This window comes from Caulobacter sp. (assembly GCF_017744445.1).
In the GTDB taxonomy this organism is placed as follows: domain Bacteria; phylum Pseudomonadota; class Alphaproteobacteria; order Caulobacterales; family Caulobacteraceae; genus Caulobacter.
Genome location: NZ_JAGIBH010000001.1, coordinates 294,333 through 312,154 on the forward strand (window position 1 = coordinate 294,333; position 17,822 = coordinate 312,154).

The window sequence follows — 17,822 nt, forward strand, 5'->3', positions numbered from 1 at the left end:
GTCAGGCGCCGACCATGCTGGCGGTCTTGGCGAAGGGGCTGAGGCCCAGCCAAGCCTGCATGTCGGAGGCCAGGACCTTGTCGCCCGTCAGAAGCATGCGCTCCTCGCCCAGCGCCTGGCGCACTGTGTCGTGGCCCATCCAGATGGCGGTCATCGTCCGCAGGTCGGTCGAGACATAAAGGTCGACGTCGAAGCCCGGATCGACCGAGCACAGGTCGACCGGCGTTTCGGGCTCGACCAGCAGCCACCACGAGCGGTCGGCCGGGGCCTGCTCGGGATAGCGGAAGTGGATCACGCTCTTGGGCCGCGACATCGGGCGCGGGTCCAGGTTGCGGCGCATGTCCCACATCAGCAGCGAGGCATCCAGCTGCTGCAGGGAGAGGTCCGTGCTGACCCAGCGCTGGCCCCAGCGGCCGAAGGCGTCGATCAGGCTCTCCAGGTCCTTGCCGGCCTGGGTCAGTCGGTACTCGAACACGTCCGGCTCGCCGGGCAGGGCGTCACGGCGAACGATGCCCGAGGCCTCAAGGTCCTTGAGCCGTTGCGATAGCAGGGCCGGCGACATCCGCGGCACGCCGCGCCGCAGCTCGTTGAAGCGCGTCGAGCCGGCGACCATCTCGCGCAGCAGGACCACGGTCCAGCGCGTGCACAGGATCTCGGCCGCCATCGCGACCGGGCAGAACTGCCTGTAGCTGCCTTGCGCCATTCCCTCTCCCCATCAAAGCCCGGCGGCGTGTAGACTGTCGTCTGAGTAGGTCGCTAGTTCAGTTCCTGTACCGGGTCGGTTCAGTTGCTGAACTAGGCAGGTACAGCGTGATCGCGACACAAGGTTTCGCATCACGCGGACCTTTGTTGATCGTCCGCCCCAGACGGAAGTTACGACATGTTGCTCGCACCCGAAAACACTACCGCGCCGCCGGCCGCCGATTGGCTGGCCCGCGCCGACAAGATCGGCGCCCAGATCGCCCAGCGCGCGGCCGAACACGACGCCGAGGACAGCTTCGTCGTCGAGGCATACGCGCTTCTAAAGGCTGAAGGTTTCTTCAAAGCGCTGGTCCCCGTTGAGTTCGGCGGCGGCGGGGCTACGTTCACCGAGATCGGCCAGGTCATCCGCCGGCTGGGCGCCTCGTGTGGCTCCACGGCCCTGGCCTTCGCCATGCACAGCCACTTGGTGGCCGTCGCCGCCTGGCGCTGGAAGCATCAGGGCGCGCCGACCGAAGGCCTGCTCAAGCGCTTGGTCGCCGAGGATCTGGTGCTGGTCTCCAGCGGCGGCTCGGACTGGCTGGCCAGTGGCGGGACGGCGGTCAAGGTCGAGGGCGGCTTCGCCATCACCGCCCGCAAGGCGTTCTCCAGCGGCTCGCCGGCCGGCGACCTCTTGATGACCAGCGCCGTCTATGACGACCCGGAGGCAGGGCCGACCGTGTTGCACTTCGGTGTGTCGCTGAAGGCGCCGGGCGTGGCGATCCGCGACACCTGGCGGGTGCTCGGCATGCGCGGCACCGGCTCGAACGACGTGGAGCTGACCGAGGTCTTCGTGCCTGATACGGCGATCTCAGGTCGGCGCCCGGCCGGCCCGTGGCATATGCTGTTCCATATCATCAGCATGATCGCGTTCCCGCTGATCTACTCGGCCTATGCCGGCGTCGCCGACGGCGCGCGGGCCCGGACCCTGGAACTGGTGAAGAAGAAGACGCCCGACGTCCTGACCGCCAGCCTGGTCGGCGAGATGGAGAACGCCCACGCGGCGCTGGACCTGGCGATGACGCGGATGATCGACCTGGCCGAAACCGGCAAACCCGGCGCTGAGGCCACCAGCCTGGCCATGACCCTGCGAACCCTGGTGGGCCGCTCGGCGATCGAGACGGTCGAGTTGGCCATGGAGGCGGCGGGCGGTCAGGCCTTCTATCGCCAGGCCGGCCTGGAGCGCGCCTTCCGCGACGTGCAGGGCGCGCGTTACCACCCGCTGCAGGAAAAGCCGCAGACCGTGCTGAGCGGCCGCGTGGCGCTAGGGTGGGATATTGATGGGTAGGAGAATCCTTCTCCCCTTGCGGGAGAAGGTGTCAGCGGAGCTGACGGATGAGGGGTTGAAAGGCCTATCGGAAATGCCTGCGAGACCCCTCACCCGACCCGCTGCGCGGGCCACCCTCTCCCGCAAGGGGAGAGGGGGCTTAGAAAACTAGTGCGCGGCGTCCTTGGCCTTGTCGCCAGCCTTCTGCGCGGCGTCGCCGGCCTTTTCGGCCGCATCGCCAGCAGCAGCGGCCGCGTCGCCGGCGGCTTCCTTGGCCTGCTCGGTCGTCGCCGTGGTCGCGGCGTCGGCGCTGGCATTGGCCGCGTCCGTCGCGGCGGCGGCCGCGTTCTGGGCGTCGGCGGCGGCGGCGCTGCTCTGGGTCGCCGCCTCCTGAGCCTTCTCGGCCTTGTTCTCGCAGGCCATCACCGTCAGGCCCAGGGCGGCCACGGCCGCGATCGTCACGATACGCATGAGCGTCTTCTCCCATATCCGGCCTTGGCGCCGGGTAGGGGAGATAATCCCAATGCGGAGGTTCGGTTGCCTTAGAGCGGCTGCGGCGGAGGCGCCGGCTTGGCTTCCGGCAGGGGGATGAACTCGTCGTGGTCCAGGTCGGGCAGCTTCATGCGGCCGGCCTTCCAGTCGGCCTTGGCCTGCTCGATGCGGTCCTTGGACGAGGAGACGAAGTTCCACTCCATGAAGCGCGGGCCGATCGGTTCGCCGCCCAGCAGCATGACAGTCGAGCGCTCCAGGGCCTTGAACACCACGGTCTCGCCCGGCGCGAAGACGGCCATCTGCAAGGCCGAGAGTTCGCGGCCGTCGACCTCGACCCGGCCGTCGGCGACATAGGCCGCGCGCTCGGAATATTCAGCCGGCAGGGCCGCGGTCGTGCCCGGCTCCAGCTCCCAGTGGACATAGAACAGCGGCGAGAACACCGGCACGCTGGCCTTGGCGCCGAACGCCTCGCCGGCGATCAGCCGTGCCTTCAGTCCGCCGCTCTCGTAGGACGGCAACTCGGCCGAGCCTTCGTGGTGGCTGAAGCTGGGGGCGGTCTCTTCATATTCTTTGGGCAGGGCGATCCAGGCCTGCATGCCGTCCATGCGGCCGCCCTGGCGGCGCAGGGTCTCGAAGCGCTCGGAGTGGGTGATGCCCGAGCCGGCGGTCATCCAGTTGACTTCGCCCGGCTTGATCACGGCCAGCGAGCCGACGCTGTCGCGGTGGGTGATCTCGCCCTGGAACAGGTACGACAGGGTGGACAGGCCGATATGCGGGTGCGGGCGGACGTCGGCGCTCTTGGGGAAGCCCGGCGCGAACTCGGCCGGCCCCATGTGGTCCAGGAAGGTGAACGGGCCGACCATCCGCCGGGCGTGGAAGGGCAGCACGCGGCCGACCTCGAAGTTTCCAATATCGTGGCGGCGGGCTTCGATGACGAGGTCGATCATGGGGCGGCTCCGGGAAGAGATGAGCGGAACTTAGCCGGGACCGACCCGCGTCGTCTTGTGCAAAGCCTTCAATGCAAGGTTCGCGTTTTTGACCTCTATAGCGCGTCAGTGCGCTTCAGGGGCAGCAGGGCCAGAAGGCTGATCAGGCCGGCGGCGCCCAGATAGACGCCGACCAGCTTGAGGCCTCCATGGCCGGCCAGGAACTGGGCGATGGCCGGGGTCATGCCGCCGCCGATGACGCCGCCGACATTGAAGGCGATCGACGAGCCGGTGTAGCGCACCCTCGCCGGGAACAGGCTGGGCAGCCAGGCGCCCAGCGGTCCGTAGACCAGGCCCATGACCACCAGGGCCAGCGACAGAAAGGCGCCGATCACCCATAGCGAGCCCGAACCCATCATGGGAGCCAGAGCCGCGCCGGCGACCAGGGTCAGGGCCGAGCCTGCCATCAGCACGCGGCGGGGGCTGGTCGCGTCCGACCAGTAGCCGGCCCAGACGATGCCGGCGGCCATGAACAGGATCGTCACCAGCAGCACGCTCAGGAACACCTGGCGGCCATAGCCCAGCGCCGTGACGCCATAACCCAGCGAGAAGGCGGTGGTCAGGTAGAAGAGGGCGAAGCATGCGACGACGGCGAAGGTGCCGCCGATGACTTCGCGCGGATGGGTGCGAAACAGCTCGGCGACCGGCACGTGGGCCGGCGGGGCCTCGTGCGCGGCGGCCTGGAAGGCGGGGGTCTCGGTCAGCTTCAGGCGGATCCACAGGCCGACCCCGACCAGCAGGATGCTGCCCAGGAACGGCAGGCGCCAGCCCCAGGCCTGGAACTGCTCGGGCGTTAGCACGGCGCCGAGGATCAGGAACAGGCCATTGGCGGCGATGAAGCCGACCGGGGCGCCCAGCTGGGGAAACATGCCGAACCGCGCGCGCCAGCCGGGCGGGGCGTTCTCGACGGCCAGCAGCGCAGCCCCGCCCCACTCGCCGCCCAGGCCGAAGCCTTGACCAAAGCGCAGCAGGCACAGCATGAACGGCGCGATCCACCCGGCCTGGTGGTAGGTCGGCAGGAAGGCCACCAGCAGGGTCGAGCCGCCCATGATGATCAGCGAGGCGACCAGGGTCGACTTGCGGCCGATGCGATCGCCGAAGTGGCCGAACACGATCGAGCCCAGCGGCCGGGCGATGAAGGCGACGCTGAGGCTGGCATACGAGGCCAAGAGCTGCACGGACGGCGAGGAGGCCGGGAAGAACAGCGGCCCGAACACCAGCGAAGCGGCGGTCGCATAGATATAGAAGTCGTAGAACTCGACCGCCGTGCCGATCAGGCTGGCGGCCAGCACGCGTCGCGTCGACGCACTCCCAGTGCTCGATGTGGCCATGACGGCCTCCCCTCGATGTCGGAAATCCTAAATCCGTTCATCCCCGCGAAAGCGGGGACCCAAGCCGAGCCGGACGATAATGCGCTGCCCCGCCAAGCCTTGAACGTCAGCTTGGATCCCCGCTTTCGCGGGGATGCTCGGTGTGTGGGTGTTACCCCAGCGGGCTCACATACGGGCTGATCAGGCCCAGCGGCACGGCCGTCGAGTTCTTGACGCCGCGGATCACGATGCGGCTCTCGATGTTCGACACCAGGCCCAGCGACAGCAGTTTGTCGCGCAGGAATTCGTCGAAGGCGCGCATGTCGCGGGTGACGATGCGCATCTCGTAGTCGGCGGCGCCGGTCACGGTGGCGCACTGCACGACCTCGGCCCACTTGCCGACCGCCTGTTCGAACGTGTCCAGATTTTCCTTGGTCGGAAGGGACAGCTTCACGGTGCAATAGACTTCGAAGCCCAGACCCAGCTTTTCGCGGTCCAGGATCGTGACGCGGCGCTGGATGACGCCGGCGTCTTCCAGCCTTTTGATCCGGCGCCAGCACGGGCTGGACGACAAACCGACTCGTTCGGCGATCTCCGCGACGGACAGTCCGGCGTCGTGTTGGATCAGATCGAGGATCTTGGCATCCACGGCGTCGAGTTGTTCGGACAAGAAATTCCTCCCCCCAGCGGGCGTTGACGCTCACTTCTTGCGCAAAACGACCGCGAGTCGGGCACGCCTTGGGCAAACAATTTCCGCGCTTCTATAAGATATTGCGTAACGGGCGGGAAGACCCAGGAGGAAAATTTTTGCTATGCGGCACTCGGAAGTCACGCTCGACGACAAATATCTGCTCGAAGATGGTCGCGCGTTCATCACCGGCGTGCAGGCGCTCCTGCGGGTCCTGCTCGATCGAAAGCGCCTGGATCGCCTCGCGGGGCTGAACACCGGCGGCTACCTCTCGGGCTACCGCGGCTCGCCCCTGGGCGGCCTCGACCAGCAGGCCGCGCGCATCAAGACGCTGCTGACTGGCCACGACGTGGTCTTCCAGGAAGGCCTCAACGAGGACCTGGCCGCCACCGCCGTTTGGGGCAGCCAGCAGGCCAATCTCTTCCCCGGCGCGCTTTATGATGGCGTGTTCGGCATGTGGTACGGCAAGGCGCCCGGCGTCGACCGCACCGGCGACGTCTTCAAGCATGCCAATTTCGCCGGCGTCTTCCCGACCGGCGGCGTGCTGGCGGTGGCCGGCGATGACCACGGCTGCAAGAGCTCGACCCTGCCGTCGCAATCGGAATTCGCCTTCCAGGACTTCGAGATGCCGGTGCTGTCGCCGGCCGACGTGCAGGAGGTTCTCGACTACGGCCTGCTGGGCATTTCCATGTCGCGCTTCTCGGGCCTGTGGACGGGCATGATCGCCCTGGCCGACACCATGGATAGCGGCGTCACCATCGACGTCTCGCTGGACCGCCACAAGGTGGTGATCCCCGACTTTGCCTTCCCGCCGGGCGGCCTGGGCATCCGCCTGAAGGACCAGCCGATGGAGAAGGAGCGGCGCATGCGGCTCCACAAGATCCCGGCCGCCCTCGCTTTCGCCCGCGCCAACAACATCGACCGCGTGGTGCTGGGCGCCTCGCACGTGCGTGTCGGCAAGGCCCGCTTGGGCATCGTCTGCCAGGGCCAGGCCTACAAGGATGTGCTGGAGGCCTTCACGGCCATGGGCATGACCCTGCAGGAAGCCGCCGACCTGGGCGTCTCCATCTATAAGGTGGGCATGCCGTGGCCGCTGGAGCCGCTGGGCCTGCGCGCCTTCGCCGCCGGTCTCGAGACCCTGATGGTCATCGAGCACAAGCGCGCCCTGATCGAGCCCCAGGCTCGGGCCGCGCTTTATGATCTGCCCGCCCAGGCGCGTCCGCGCGTCATCGGCAAGACCGACGAGAAGGGCGGGCCGCTGCTGTCGGAGCTGGGCTCGCTGTCGGTGGCCGAAATCGCCCTCGCCATCTACGACCGCCTGCCGGACGGCCCGCACATGGAGCGGGCCCGCGCCTATCTGAACCGTGTCTCGGCCGCCGGCGTCGCCGCCGTCAGCCTGGCCGCCGACCAGGCCCGCAAGCCGTTCTTCTGCTCGGGCTGCCCGCACAACAGCTCGACCAAGCTGCCCGAGGGCTCGCGCGCCCTGGCCGGCATCGGCTGCCACTATATGGCCGGGTTCAACGACCCGATGACCGACCTCAACACCCACATGGGCGGCGAGGGCCTGACCTGGGTGGGCGCGGCGCCGTTCACCAGCGAAAAGCACGTCTTCCAGAACCTGGGCGACGGCACCTACAACCACTCCGGTTCGCTGGCCATCCGGGGCGCGGTCGCGGCCAAGACCAACATCACCTACAAGCTGCTCTATAATGACGCCGTCGCCATGACCGGCGGCCAGCGCGCCGAGAGCGGCTTCACCCCCGCCCAGATCACCCGCCAGCTGGCGGCCGAGGGCGTGGCCAAGACGGTCATCGTCGTCGACGAGCTGGAGCGCTATCAGGGCGTCACCGACCTGGCCCCCGGCGTCGAGATCTTCCCGCGCTCGGACCTGATGCGCGTGCAGGAGATGCTGCGCGACACGCCCGGGACCACGGTGCTGCTGTACGACCAGACCTGCGCCACCGAAAAGCGCCGCCGCCGCAAGCGCGGCAGCATGCCTAAGGCGACCAAGCGCGTCTTCATCAACCCGCTGGTCTGCGAAGGCTGCGGCGACTGCTCGGTGAAGTCCAACTGCGTCTCGGTCGAGCCCCTGGCCACCGAGTTTGGCCGCAAGCGCAAGATCAACCAGTCGTCCTGTAACCAGGACTATTCTTGCGTCGAAGGCTTCTGCCCGTCGTTCATCACCCTGGAGGGGGCCGAGAACGCGCAAGTCAAGAAGCTGCCGGCGGCCCTGACCGCCGAGTCGACGCCGCTGCCCGAGTTCGAGCCGCTGACCGGCGTGCGCAAGATCCTGTTCACGGGCGTGGGCGGTACCGGCGTCACCACCGTGGCCTCGATCCTGGCCATGGCCGCCCATATCGACGGCCGCGCCGGCAGCGTCGTGGACATGACTGGCTTGGCCCAAAAGGGCGGCTCGGTGTTCAGCCACGTCAAGATCGGCGAAACCGAGGACAGCATCGTCGGCGGCCGCGTCGCCGCGGCCAGCACCGACGTGCTGATCGCCTGCGACCTGCTGGTGGCCGCTTCGCCGGAAGGCCTGTCGCTGTACGCCAAGGACCGCACGCGGGCCTTCGGCAACAGCGACTTTGCCCCCACCGCCGAGTTCGTCACCAGCCGCGACGTGCGTTTCGACAGCGGGGCCATGGCGCGTCGCGTGAAGGGCGCGACCCAGACCTTCGACGCCTGCCCGGCGCAGCGCCTGGCGGAAACCGAGTTCGGCGACGCCATCTACGCCAACATGATCATGGTCGGCTTCGCCTGGCAGCGCGGGGTGATCCCGCTGTCGAGCCGCGCGCTCTATCGCGCCATCAAGCTGAACGGCGTCGACGCCGAGGCCAACCTGCAGGCCTTCGAGCTGGGCCGCCGCGTGGCGCACGACCCGACCGCGATCGAAGTGAAAGAGGACAAGGTCGCCACGCCCGAGGTCATGCCGCTGGACGAGCTGATCGCCCACCGCATCCGCGAGCTGACGGCCTACCAGAACGCCGCCTACGCCCAGCGCTATGCCGACAAGGTGGCCAAGGTCCGCGCGGCCGAAGCCGCTCTTGGCGGTGAGGCCCTGACCCGCGCGGCGGCCGTCAACCTCTACAAGCTGATGGCCTACAAGGACGAGTACGAGGTCGCGCGGCTCTATACCGACGGCCGGTTCGCGGCCGAGCTGGCCGGGACCTTCAAGGGCGGCCAGGCCAAGGTCTGGCTGTCGCCGCCGCTGCTGGCGCCCAAGGGCCCGGACGGCAAGCCCAAGAAGATCGCCTTCGGCGGCTGGATGCTCGATGTCGCCTTCCCGATGATGGCGAAGATGAAGGGCCTGCGCGGCGGCGCCTTGGACATCTTCGGCCATACCGAGGAGCGCAAGATGGAGCGCGGTCTGATGGCCAGCTACGAAGTCACCCTTGATCGCCTGGCCGCCGGCCTCTCGGCCGAGAGCCTGCCGCTGGCGGTCAAGATCGCCGAGATCCCGCAGCAGATCCGCGGCTACGGCCACGTCAAGGACGCCTCGGTGGTCACCGCCAAGGCGGCCGAGGCCAAGCTGTGGGAGCAGTGGTGCGGTAGCTAGGGCGCGCGCTTGTCGTTCGCCACGAGCGCGCGCGCGGTCTTGGTCATGGCCTTCCAGTCATAGACCAGGGCCACGACGGCGGGCGCCGCCAACGGCCCGCCGCCCGCCAAGGTGGGCCCCTTGAACTGGGCCAGGGTCTGGTTGATGACCTTGACGGCGGCCGGGCTGGTCTTGCCTTCGATCCGGCATTTCTCGAGCAGGCCGGCGGCGGTGAATTCGCAGAATGCGGTCGAGGAGCCAGTCTCCTGCTGGGCTGCCAGGATCAGTGGGGCGGTCTCGTGTAGATTGGGCTCATCCGTCCAGGAGATGTCTCGCGCCTCGCAGACGGCAGCCTTGTCGGGGTCGAATGGGCAGGGCATGCGGATGCTCACAGGCTTCTGGCTGGTCAGCGGCGTCAGGATGAAGCTGGGCCGACCAGGCGCATAGGTGGGGCGCGGCATGAAGCCTGGCGCGGCCACAACGATCGGAACCACGATGTCGCCGCCGTCGATCGGCTGGCCGTCCTTCATGGCGGGTTTTAGCAAAAAGAAACTCGAGAGCTGCAGAGCGGCCTTGCCGATCTTGCCTGGGTCGGGCGCCTCGACAATCACGCGACAGGCGTCGAGTTTTCCAGCGGCGGTGACTTGGCAGCTCATCACCGCCCAACCGACGGGGATCCTGTCATAGCTGTTGACCGTGCGGCCGACGACGTCGGCGATATCCTGTGCGCTCGGCTTGCGTACCCATTCCGGTCTCGTGACGGCGCCCTCCGCCGGCGGCGTCTGGGCGCTCGCTGCCGTCGCCGTCAGCACGATGGCCAACGCGGGTCCGATCCACAACTTCATGTCATTCCTCGAGAGCTTCAATCTCAGGGTGAGCGGTGGTGGCCCAGTTTGGCAAGGGGGCTTGGGCGGTGCATGACCGCGTAGAGCACCAGCGTCACCGCGATCAGTCCGCCCGCCGTCAGCGGCGCGGCCAGGTCGCCGGTGGCCACGCGCACGGCGATCAGGCTTACGCATACCGCCGCGCCCAGGATCGGAACCACGGCCGGCGGCTCGAAGGCGCCGCGTGGCTCGCCGGGGCGTTTGCGCAGCACCAGCAAGGCGATGTTGACCACGCTGAACACGGCCAGCAGCAGCAGGGCCGTGGCCTCGCCCAGCTGGGTGACATTGCCCATCAGCACCAGGGCCGCGACGATGGCCAGCAGGACGCCGATGGCCACGTGCGGGGTGCGGCGGGCGGCGTGGACCTTGGATAACGGGCTGGGCAGGCGGCCGTCGCGGGCCATGCCGTACAGCAGGCGCGAGGCGGTGACGTAGTTCACCAGCGCGCTATTGGCGACGGCGAAGACGGTGATGATCACGAAGGTCCAGCCCGGCAGCCACGGCGCGGCCTGGTTCATGACGGTCGCCAGCGGGGCCTTGGCGTCGGCGAGCTCGCGCCAGGGGATGACCGAGACGGCGGTGATCGCCACCCCGACATACAGCAGGGCGGTCAGGCCCATGGCGACAATGATCCCGACCGGCAGGGTGGCGCGCGGATTCTTGACTTCCTCGCCGACATTGATGGTGTCCTCGAAGCCGACGAAGGCGAAGAAGGTCAGGGCCGCGCCCTGCACGATCAGCAGGGGCACGAGGCCGGTCGCCGCGCCATCGGTTGGGGCGGGGATGTCGAACAGGTCGGCCTGGCCCCAGAACCGCGCGCCGACCAGGATCACCAGCAACAGGCCGCCGGCCTCGATGAAGGTGCAGACCAGGTTGGCCCAGATCGACTCGCGGATACCCCGGAACACGATGCCGGCCATCAGCAGCACATAGGCCAAGGCGATGACCACCGGCGGCACGGCCGCCAGCGCCTTGAAAGTCGAGAGGTTCTCGCCGATCACCCAGGCTCCGGCGGCAATCGAGGTCAGGCCCGAACAGGCCGTGGCCAGGCCGATGACGTGGGTCAGCAGGCCCTTGCGAAACGCCCTCTGGGTGACATAGGCCGCGCCGCCCGCCTTGGGATACCGCGAGGCCAGCGAAGCGTAGGACAGTCCCGTCAGCAACGCCGCGACCAGCGCCACCAGGAACGAGGCCCAGACCGCCGACCCCACCTGTCCGGCCGCTTTGCCGATCAAGCCATAGATGCCCGCGCCCATCATGCTGCCGGCCGCGTACAGCGTCAGCTGCATCGGTCCGATGGCGCGCAGGAGTTCCTCCTTCTCGGGGCGGGCGGGCCTGGTCATGAGAAGCCAACGCGCTAGCGTGGCGGGTGGTTCGTGATAGGCTTCGCGGCATGAACAAGCCGGTCACCGTCACGGTCCGCCTCACCGCTGAAGACGCCGCCGACCTGCAGGCGCGGGTCGAACGCGGCGAGTTCGCGTCTCTGGACGAGGGGATCGCGGCGGAGCTGGCCGAACTGAACTATCGGCGGGCGGCGGAGATAGTCGGCGGGGCGGACAAGCTCGAGGCGCTGCTGGATGACCTGGAGGCCGAGTATGATCGGTCGGACGACGTCGTGGAAATCCGGCAATCCATCGAGAAATCAGTCGCCGAGAATGACTACGAAGACGCCGAGGTCGTGTTCGCTCGCCTGCGCCAGCGCTACGGCGAGATCAGGGATTGAAGCGACTTCGCTTTTCGCGTCGCGCGGAGCTTGATCTCATCGATATCGGCGACTGGATCGCTAAGGATCGTCCTCGCGCCGCCCGTCGGTTCGTCGATGGGATCGTCGATCGCGTTCAGAGCCTGCGCGAGGCGTCGGATATGGGGCCGCTCTACCCTGTCTATGGCGAGGGCGTACGGGGACTTTCTTTCAGGCCCTATGTCATTCTCTATCGCGTTTCAGGCGACGACGTTTTCATCGAGCGCGTCATCCATGGCGCGCGCCTGCCGAAGAACATCACATGACCACTGAATTCGATTTCGACGCCGTCGTCGTCGGCGCCGGGGCTGTCGGCCTCGCTTGCGGCTACGCCCTGTCTCAGCGCGGCCTGATCGTCGCTGTGCTGGAGGCCGAGGGGCACATCGGCCAGGGCGTGTCGTCGCGCAATTCCGAGGTGATCCACGGCGGGCTCTACTATCCGACCGGGTCGCTGAAGGCCAAGCTGTGCGTGCAGGGGCGGCGGCGGCTCTACACGTTCCTCGACCTGCACGGCATCGCCTACAAGCGCTGCGGCAAGCTGGTGGTGGCCACGTCCGACGACGAGATCCCGCGCCTGGACGCCATCTGGGACCAGGCCCTGGCCAACGACGTCGAGGGCATGGAGAAGCTGACCGGCGCGCAGGCCCGAGCGATGGAGCCCGGCCTGAACGCCCACGCGGCCCTGCTGTCGCCGCAGAGCGGCGTCTTCGCCAGCCACGACTACATGCTGGCCCTGCAGGGCGAGATCGAGGCGGCCGGCGGGGCGGTGGTGCTGTCGACGCCGTTCGAGGGCGCAGAAGCCCTGCCGGGCGGCGGCTTCACCGTGCGGGCGGGCGGCGCGGATCCGACCAGCCTGACCTGCCGCCTGCTGGTCACCGCGCCGGGTCTCTCGTCCCAGGACGTCGCGGGGCGGATCGAGGGCTATCCGACCGATCACATCCCCAAGGCCCACTATGGCAAGGGCGTCTATTTCCGCCTGGCCGGCAAGGCGCCGTTCCAGCGGCTGATCTATCCGCCGCCGATCCACGGGGCCCTGGGCACCCACTACCGCAACGACCTGGGCGGCCAGGCGGTGTTCGGACCGGACCTGGAATATGTGCCGGCGCCCGACTATTCGGTCGACCCGGCCCGCGCCGAGGCCTTCGCCGCCTATATCCGCAAGTTCTGGCCGGACCTGCCCGACGACAAGCTGGTCCCGGACTATGCCGGCGTGCGGCCCAAGCTCCATGGCCCCGACGAGCCCCAGCCCGACTTCCAGCTGCGCGGCGTCGAGGACCACGGCTTCGAAGGGCTGATGGCGCTGTTCGGCATCGAGAGCCCAGGCCTGACCAGCAGCCTTGCGATTGGCGAGGAGGTCGCGAGCCGCCTGCTGGGCTAGCCCTCATCCCGTCTCCCCGGCGAAAGCCGGGGTCCAGATCGAACCCGAGCGCTTGAAAGTCTGGCGCCGCGGTGTGGTGCGGACACCCAAACCTCTCAGGATGAACCTGGGTCCCGGTTTTCGCCGGGAAGATCGGATTGGGGGATGGCCGCATGACAAATCGTTCATGTGGCTAAGCCTTGGCCGCGCTCCCGCGCGTGCTAGCAATTTAAGCTTCCGGAGTTTCTAGGGCGAGGGGCGTCCCATGGATTTCAAACTGAAGGCGCTGCTGGGCGCTGTGTCGGCGCTCGCATTGAGCGCGTCTTCCGCCATGGCCGCCGACGCCTTGCCGTCCTTCGCCGAGCCGGCGCTGTCGCCGGACGGCGCCGAGATCGCCTTCGCCTCGGGCGGCGACCTTTGGACCGTGCCCGCCGCCGGCGGTCAGGCACGGCTGCTGGTCACCGACGAGGCCACCGAGTCCCGGCCGCTGTATTCGCCCGACGGCAAGTCGCTGGCCTTCGTCTCGACCCGCTCGGGCGTGGCCAACATCTATGTCCTGACCTTGGCGACCGGCGAGCTGCGCCGCCTGACGTTCGGCGACAGCGCCGAGGCGCTGGACGGCTGGTCGCGGGACGGTCAGTGGATCTACTTCACCTCGGGCGTGAACGATGTGGCGCGGCTGGGCGACGTCTATCGCGTGGCCGCCAGCGGCGGCACGCCGCTGGAAGTCAGCCGCGAGCGCTACCTCAACGAGTTCCAGAGCGCCCCGTCGCCGGACGGCCGCTCGGTCGCCCTGGCCGCCAAGGGCATGTCCAGCGCCCAGTTCTGGCGCAACGGCCACTCGCACATCGACGAGAGCGAGCTGTGGCTCAAGACCCTCGAAGGCAATGTTGACGGCGCAGGCTATCAGAAGCTTCTCCCCGCCGCGTCCAAGCACAACTGGCCGATGTGGACTCCGGACGGCCAGGCGCTCTGGTACATGAGCGACCAGAGCGGGACCGAGAACCTGTGGCGTCTCCCGATCGGCGGGGCCCCGCAGCAGGTGACCCGCTTCACCGACGGCCGTGTGCTGTTTCCGACCATCGGCTATGACGGCAAGACCATCGTCTTCGAACGCGACTTCGCCATCTGGAGGCTGGACACCACGACCGGCCAGGCGACCAAGGTCGCGATCGCCCTGCGCGGCGCGCCCGCCGCGGCCGGCGAGGTCCACAAGAACGAGACCAGCTTCGACAGCCTGGCCCTGTCGCCGGACGGCAAGAAGGCCGCGATCATCGCCCATGGCGAGGTCTTCGCGGTCTCGACCAAGGAGGGCGGCGCGGCCCAGCGCGTGACCCGCACCCCGATCCTGGAGCGCGACCCGACCTGGTCGCCCGACAGCAAGCGTCTGGTCTATGTCTCCGAGCGCGACCGGGCGGCCAACATCTATGCCTGGGACTTCGCGACGAACCAGGAGACGGCCCTGACCACCGGGGCGGCGCGCAACACCGTCCCGACCTGGTCGCCGGACGGCAAGGTCCTGGCCTATGTGCGCGACGGCAAGGAGGTCCGGGTGATGACCTTCGACCCGGCCGGCAAGGTCGCCACCGACCGGGTGCTTTTCCAGGGACCGCTGGGTGGCTTCGACGACACGCCGCTGACCTGGTCGCCCGACAGCCGCTGGATCGCCTTCACGGTCAGCGACCGCAAGGCGTTCGACAACGTTAATGTCGTGTCGCTGGACGGCGGCGCGGCGCGGCCGGTGACCTTCCTGGCCAACGGCAATGTCGGCAAGGTCGCCTGGTCGCCGGACGGCAAGTACCTGCTGGTCGACATGGGCCAGCGCAGCGAGGACGCCAAGATCCTGCGCGTCGACCTGCTGCCCAATGTGCCGAAGTTCAAGGAGGACGCCTTCCGCGACCTCTTCAAGCCGGCCGATGCGCCCGACAAGCCGGCCGAGCCCAAGGCCGAACCGGCCAAGACCGACACGCCGGCGAAACCGGTCACGGACGCCAAGCCAGCCGCGCCGAAGAAGAAGGTCGAGCCGACCCGTATCGTCTTCGAGGGCATCCGCGAGCGCGCCGCCTACCTGCCGCTGGGCATGGACGTCGGCGATCCGCTGATCAGCCCCGACGGCAAGACCCTGGTCTTCCGCGCCCGCCAGGCCGGCCAGACCAACTTCTACACCTACAATCTGGATGAACTGGCGAAGGAGCCGGCGGTCCCGGTGCAGCTGACCTCGACCCGCAAGCCCAAGGGCGAGATCGCCTTCTCGCCCGACAGCAAGGAGGTCTGGTTCCTGGAGGGCGGTTCGATCGTCTCGACCCCGGTCGATACGCCCAAGCCCAAGCCCCTGGCGGCCAATGCCGAGCTGGATGTCGACTTCGACGTCGAGAAGACCGTGGTGTTCGAGCAGGCCTGGGGCGTGCTGAACCGCGGCTTCTATGATCCGAAGTTCCATGGCGCGAACTGGGAAGCGCTACGCCAGCAGTGGGCGCCTTACATCGCCGGCTCGCGCACGGGCGACGAGCTGCGCCGCAACATCAACCTGATGATCGGCGAGCTGAACGCCTCGCACTCGGGCATCAACAAGGCCGCCGATCCGGCCGCACCGGTGGTGCGCGCCGCCAATCTGGGCCTGCGCTTCGATCGCGTGGCCTATGAGGCCGGCAAGGGCCTGGTCGTCAGCGAGGTGATCGCCTTGGGTCCGGCGGCGCTGGAAGGCTCGATCCGGCCGGGCGAGACGCTGCTGGCGGTCAATGGCGAGCAGCTGTCGACCGGCGTCAATCTGGACAAGCTGCTGCGCGGCGCGGCGGGCAAGCGCACCGTGCTGACGGTGCTCGACACCGCCGGCAAGAGCCGCCGCGACGCGGTGGTGCGGCCGGTCTCGACCACGACGGCGACGGGCCTGCTCTATCGCCAGTGGGTCAATGATCGCCGGGCCTATGTCGACAAGGTCAGCGGCGGCCAGCTGGGCTATGTCCACATCGCCGACATGTCCGACGCCTCGCTGGCGCAGCTCTATATCGACCTGGACGCCCAGAACCAGGGCAAGCAGGGCGTGGTCATCGACGTGCGCAACAACAACGGCGGCTACGTTAACGGCCACGCGCTGGATGTGTTCGCCCGCCGCAACTACCTGATGATGACCGCCCGTGACCGCTTCCCGGTGCCTAGCCGCCAGAACCTTGGCCAGCGGGCGCTCGGCCTGCCGACGGTGCTGGTGACCAACGAGTCGTCGCTGTCGGACGCCGAGGACTTCACCGAGGGCTACCGCGCGCTGGGCCTGGGCAAGGTGGTGGGCAAGCCGACCGCCGGCTGGATCATCTTCACTGGCGGCCGCCAGCTGATCGACGGCTCGACCGTGCGCCTGCCGTTCATCCGCATCGAGGACCTGCGCGGGCAGAACATGGAGCTGAACCCGCGCCCCGTGGACGTGGATGTCGACCGGCCGCTCGGCGAGGCGGGCGACGCGCAGCTGGACGCGGCGGTGAAGGTGCTGCTGGGGAAGTGATCCTCCCCCGCGATGCGGGGGAGGTGGCCCCAGAGGGCCGGAGGGGGCTAGCTCGGCCTGAGCAGCACTCGCCCCCTCAGTCGCTCCGCGACAGCTCCCCCGCATCGCGGGGGAGCATCTACCCGCCCCGCTCCCGCGTTGACACCACGGCCGGACCCCACGATGGTCCCGGCCCGTGAACGCCTCCCCGGAGCCCGCCTTGACCAACATCCTGCACGCCATGCTGGGCAAGGGCTTGGGCGGTCTGGAGCAGGTGTTTCTGGACTATCAGCCGATCCTGGAGGCGTGGGCGGCCAAGCACGGCGGCCGCTGCGCGGGCGTGGTCCGCAAGGGCGGGGCGGTGGCGCGGCGCGGGGCGTCGCGTAAGCCGGCCTTCGTCGCGATGGACGCCTTCACCGACTGGGATCCGCTGACCCTGGCCGCCGCCAAGGGCGTGGTGCGTGCAGCGGCGCCCGACCTGATCCTCAGCCATGGCCAGCGCCCGGCGCGGGTGTTCGGCAAGGTCGCGCCCGCCAGCGCCATCCAGGCCGTCTGCCTGCACAAACCCTCGTTCGAGGTCGCGCCCGGCGTCCACTATCTGTGCGTGGGCCGGCACCTGGCGCGTCTGGCCATGGAACGCGGCGCGCCCGAGGACCACGTCTGGTTCATCCCCAATTCGGTCAAGACGCCCACCGCTCGCGCCAAGCCGTTCTCGAAGGGCGAAAGCGTCCCGGTCAAGATCGTCGCCGCCGGCCGCTTGCACCAGAAGAAGGGCTTCGACGTCCTGATCCGCGCGATCGGCAAGCTGCGCGCCTGGGACTTCGACGTCACCTGCGAGATCGCCGGCGAGGGCGAGGAGCGCGGCGACCTGGAGGCCCTGATCCGCGAGCTGGACCTGGACCCCTGCGTGCAGCTGAAGGGCTGGACCGACGACGTCGCCGGCTTCCTGGCCACCGGTGACCTGTTCGCCTTCCCGTCGCACCAGGAGGGGTTCCCGCTGACCCTGCTGGAGGCCATGTCGGTCGGCTTGCCCGTGGTCGCCACCGAGATCGACGGCCCCAACGAGATCCTCAAGGACGGCGCCAACGGCCGCCTGGTCCCGGACGATGATCCCGACCGCCTGGCCGAGGCCCTGGGCGAGCTGATCAGCGACCGCGAGGCGGCCAAGCGCTACGGCGAGGCCGCGCGCCAGCTGGTGCTGGACGAATACGGCCCTGGCGAGCTGGCGCGGCGTCTGGAAGCCGCCCTGGACGGAATGACATCCAAAGCGCGTTAGGCGAAAGTGTGTGCGGTTTCGCCGCCAAACGCGCGCCGACTAAGGCCTTGATGCGAAGCGCACTCGGAGGTATGAC

Annotated in this window: 14 protein-coding genes; 7 read left to right on the top strand and 7 right to left on the bottom strand. The window is 68.4% G+C overall.

Annotated elements, in window-relative coordinates; all coding sequences use genetic code 11:
- Nucleotide 1 precedes the first annotated feature (1 nt).
- Nucleotides 2-703 carry a helix-turn-helix domain-containing protein gene (locus tag J7528_RS01500; RefSeq protein WP_291870623.1) on the bottom strand — a complete coding sequence of 234 codons (702 nt, stop codon included), beginning with the start codon at nucleotides 701-703 and terminating at the stop codon, nucleotides 2-4.
- A 177-nt stretch (nucleotides 704-880) separates the two neighbouring features.
- Between J7528_RS01500 and J7528_RS01505 the strand changes: the two genes are divergently transcribed.
- Nucleotides 881-2,026 (top strand): acyl-CoA dehydrogenase family protein, encoded by a 1,146-nt coding sequence (locus J7528_RS01505; protein ID WP_291870625.1) that lies wholly within the window; start codon nucleotides 881-883, stop codon nucleotides 2,024-2,026.
- A 147-nt stretch (nucleotides 2,027-2,173) separates the two neighbouring features.
- On the opposite strand, the gene J7528_RS01510 is transcribed toward J7528_RS01505, so the two are convergent.
- From J7528_RS01510 to J7528_RS01525, 4 genes are all read right to left on the bottom strand, one after another.
- Nucleotides 2,174-2,476 (bottom strand): hypothetical protein, encoded by a 303-nt coding sequence (locus J7528_RS01510; protein WP_291870626.1) that lies wholly within the window; start codon nucleotides 2,474-2,476, stop codon nucleotides 2,174-2,176.
- A 71-nt stretch (nucleotides 2,477-2,547) separates the two neighbouring features.
- Nucleotides 2,548-3,444 carry a pirin family protein gene (locus J7528_RS01515; RefSeq protein WP_291870628.1) on the bottom strand — a complete coding sequence of 299 codons (897 nt, stop codon included), beginning with the start codon at nucleotides 3,442-3,444 and terminating at the stop codon, nucleotides 2,548-2,550.
- 95 nt (nucleotides 3,445-3,539) lie between these two features.
- The gene (locus J7528_RS01520) at nucleotides 3,540-4,814 is read right to left on the bottom strand and encodes an MFS transporter (RefSeq protein WP_291870630.1); all 1,275 of its coding nucleotides are present in this window, start codon (nucleotides 4,812-4,814) and stop codon (nucleotides 3,540-3,542) included.
- Nucleotides 4,815-4,965: 151 nt separating this feature from the next.
- On the bottom strand, nucleotides 4,966-5,463 hold the full coding sequence (locus tag J7528_RS01525; protein ID WP_047409974.1) for an Lrp/AsnC family transcriptional regulator: 498 nt from the start codon (nucleotides 5,461-5,463) through the stop codon (nucleotides 4,966-4,968).
- 142 nt (nucleotides 5,464-5,605) lie between these two features.
- Between J7528_RS01525 and J7528_RS01530 the strand changes: the two genes are divergently transcribed.
- Nucleotides 5,606-9,037: an indolepyruvate ferredoxin oxidoreductase family protein gene (locus J7528_RS01530; protein ID WP_291870635.1), complete on the top strand. Its 3,432-nt coding sequence runs from the start codon at nucleotides 5,606-5,608 to the stop codon at nucleotides 9,035-9,037.
- Here the strand turns inward: J7528_RS01530 and J7528_RS01535 are convergent.
- Nucleotides 9,034-9,837: a hypothetical protein gene (locus J7528_RS01535; RefSeq protein ID WP_291870637.1), complete on the bottom strand. Its 804-nt coding sequence runs from the start codon at nucleotides 9,835-9,837 to the stop codon at nucleotides 9,034-9,036. The genes J7528_RS01530 and J7528_RS01535 overlap by 4 nt on opposite strands.
- A 47-nt stretch (nucleotides 9,838-9,884) precedes the next feature.
- Entirely contained in the window at nucleotides 9,885-11,243 is a 1,359-nt protein-coding gene (locus J7528_RS01540) for an amino acid permease (RefSeq protein WP_291870639.1), read from the bottom strand.
- Between the two features lie 50 nt (nucleotides 11,244-11,293).
- Here J7528_RS01540 and J7528_RS01545 point away from each other — a divergent pair, with 50 nt between their 5' ends.
- The 5 genes from J7528_RS01545 (at nucleotide 11,294) to J7528_RS01565 (ending at nucleotide 17,746) form a co-directional block, all read left to right on the top strand.
- Nucleotides 11,294-11,623, top strand: coding sequence for a hypothetical protein (locus J7528_RS01545; RefSeq protein ID WP_291870641.1), 330 nt, complete (start codon nucleotides 11,294-11,296; stop codon nucleotides 11,621-11,623).
- Complete coding sequence (locus J7528_RS01550; protein ID WP_291870644.1) at nucleotides 11,620-11,907, top strand: type II toxin-antitoxin system RelE/ParE family toxin; 288 nt, start codon at nucleotides 11,620-11,622, stop codon at nucleotides 11,905-11,907. Before J7528_RS01545 ends, J7528_RS01550 begins: the two co-directional genes overlap by 4 nt.
- Nucleotides 11,904-13,019, top strand: coding sequence for an NAD(P)/FAD-dependent oxidoreductase (locus J7528_RS01555; protein ID WP_291870646.1), 1,116 nt, complete (start codon nucleotides 11,904-11,906; stop codon nucleotides 13,017-13,019). The genes J7528_RS01550 and J7528_RS01555 overlap by 4 nt, the downstream gene beginning before the upstream one ends.
- Before the next feature lie 244 nt (nucleotides 13,020-13,263).
- Complete coding sequence (locus J7528_RS01560) at nucleotides 13,264-16,491, top strand: S41 family peptidase (protein ID WP_291870648.1); 3,228 nt, start codon at nucleotides 13,264-13,266, stop codon at nucleotides 16,489-16,491.
- Between the two features lie 199 nt (nucleotides 16,492-16,690).
- Nucleotides 16,691-17,746, top strand: coding sequence for a glycosyltransferase (locus tag J7528_RS01565; protein WP_291870650.1), 1,056 nt, complete (start codon nucleotides 16,691-16,693; stop codon nucleotides 17,744-17,746).
- Nucleotides 17,747-17,822: the final 76 nt, after the last annotated feature.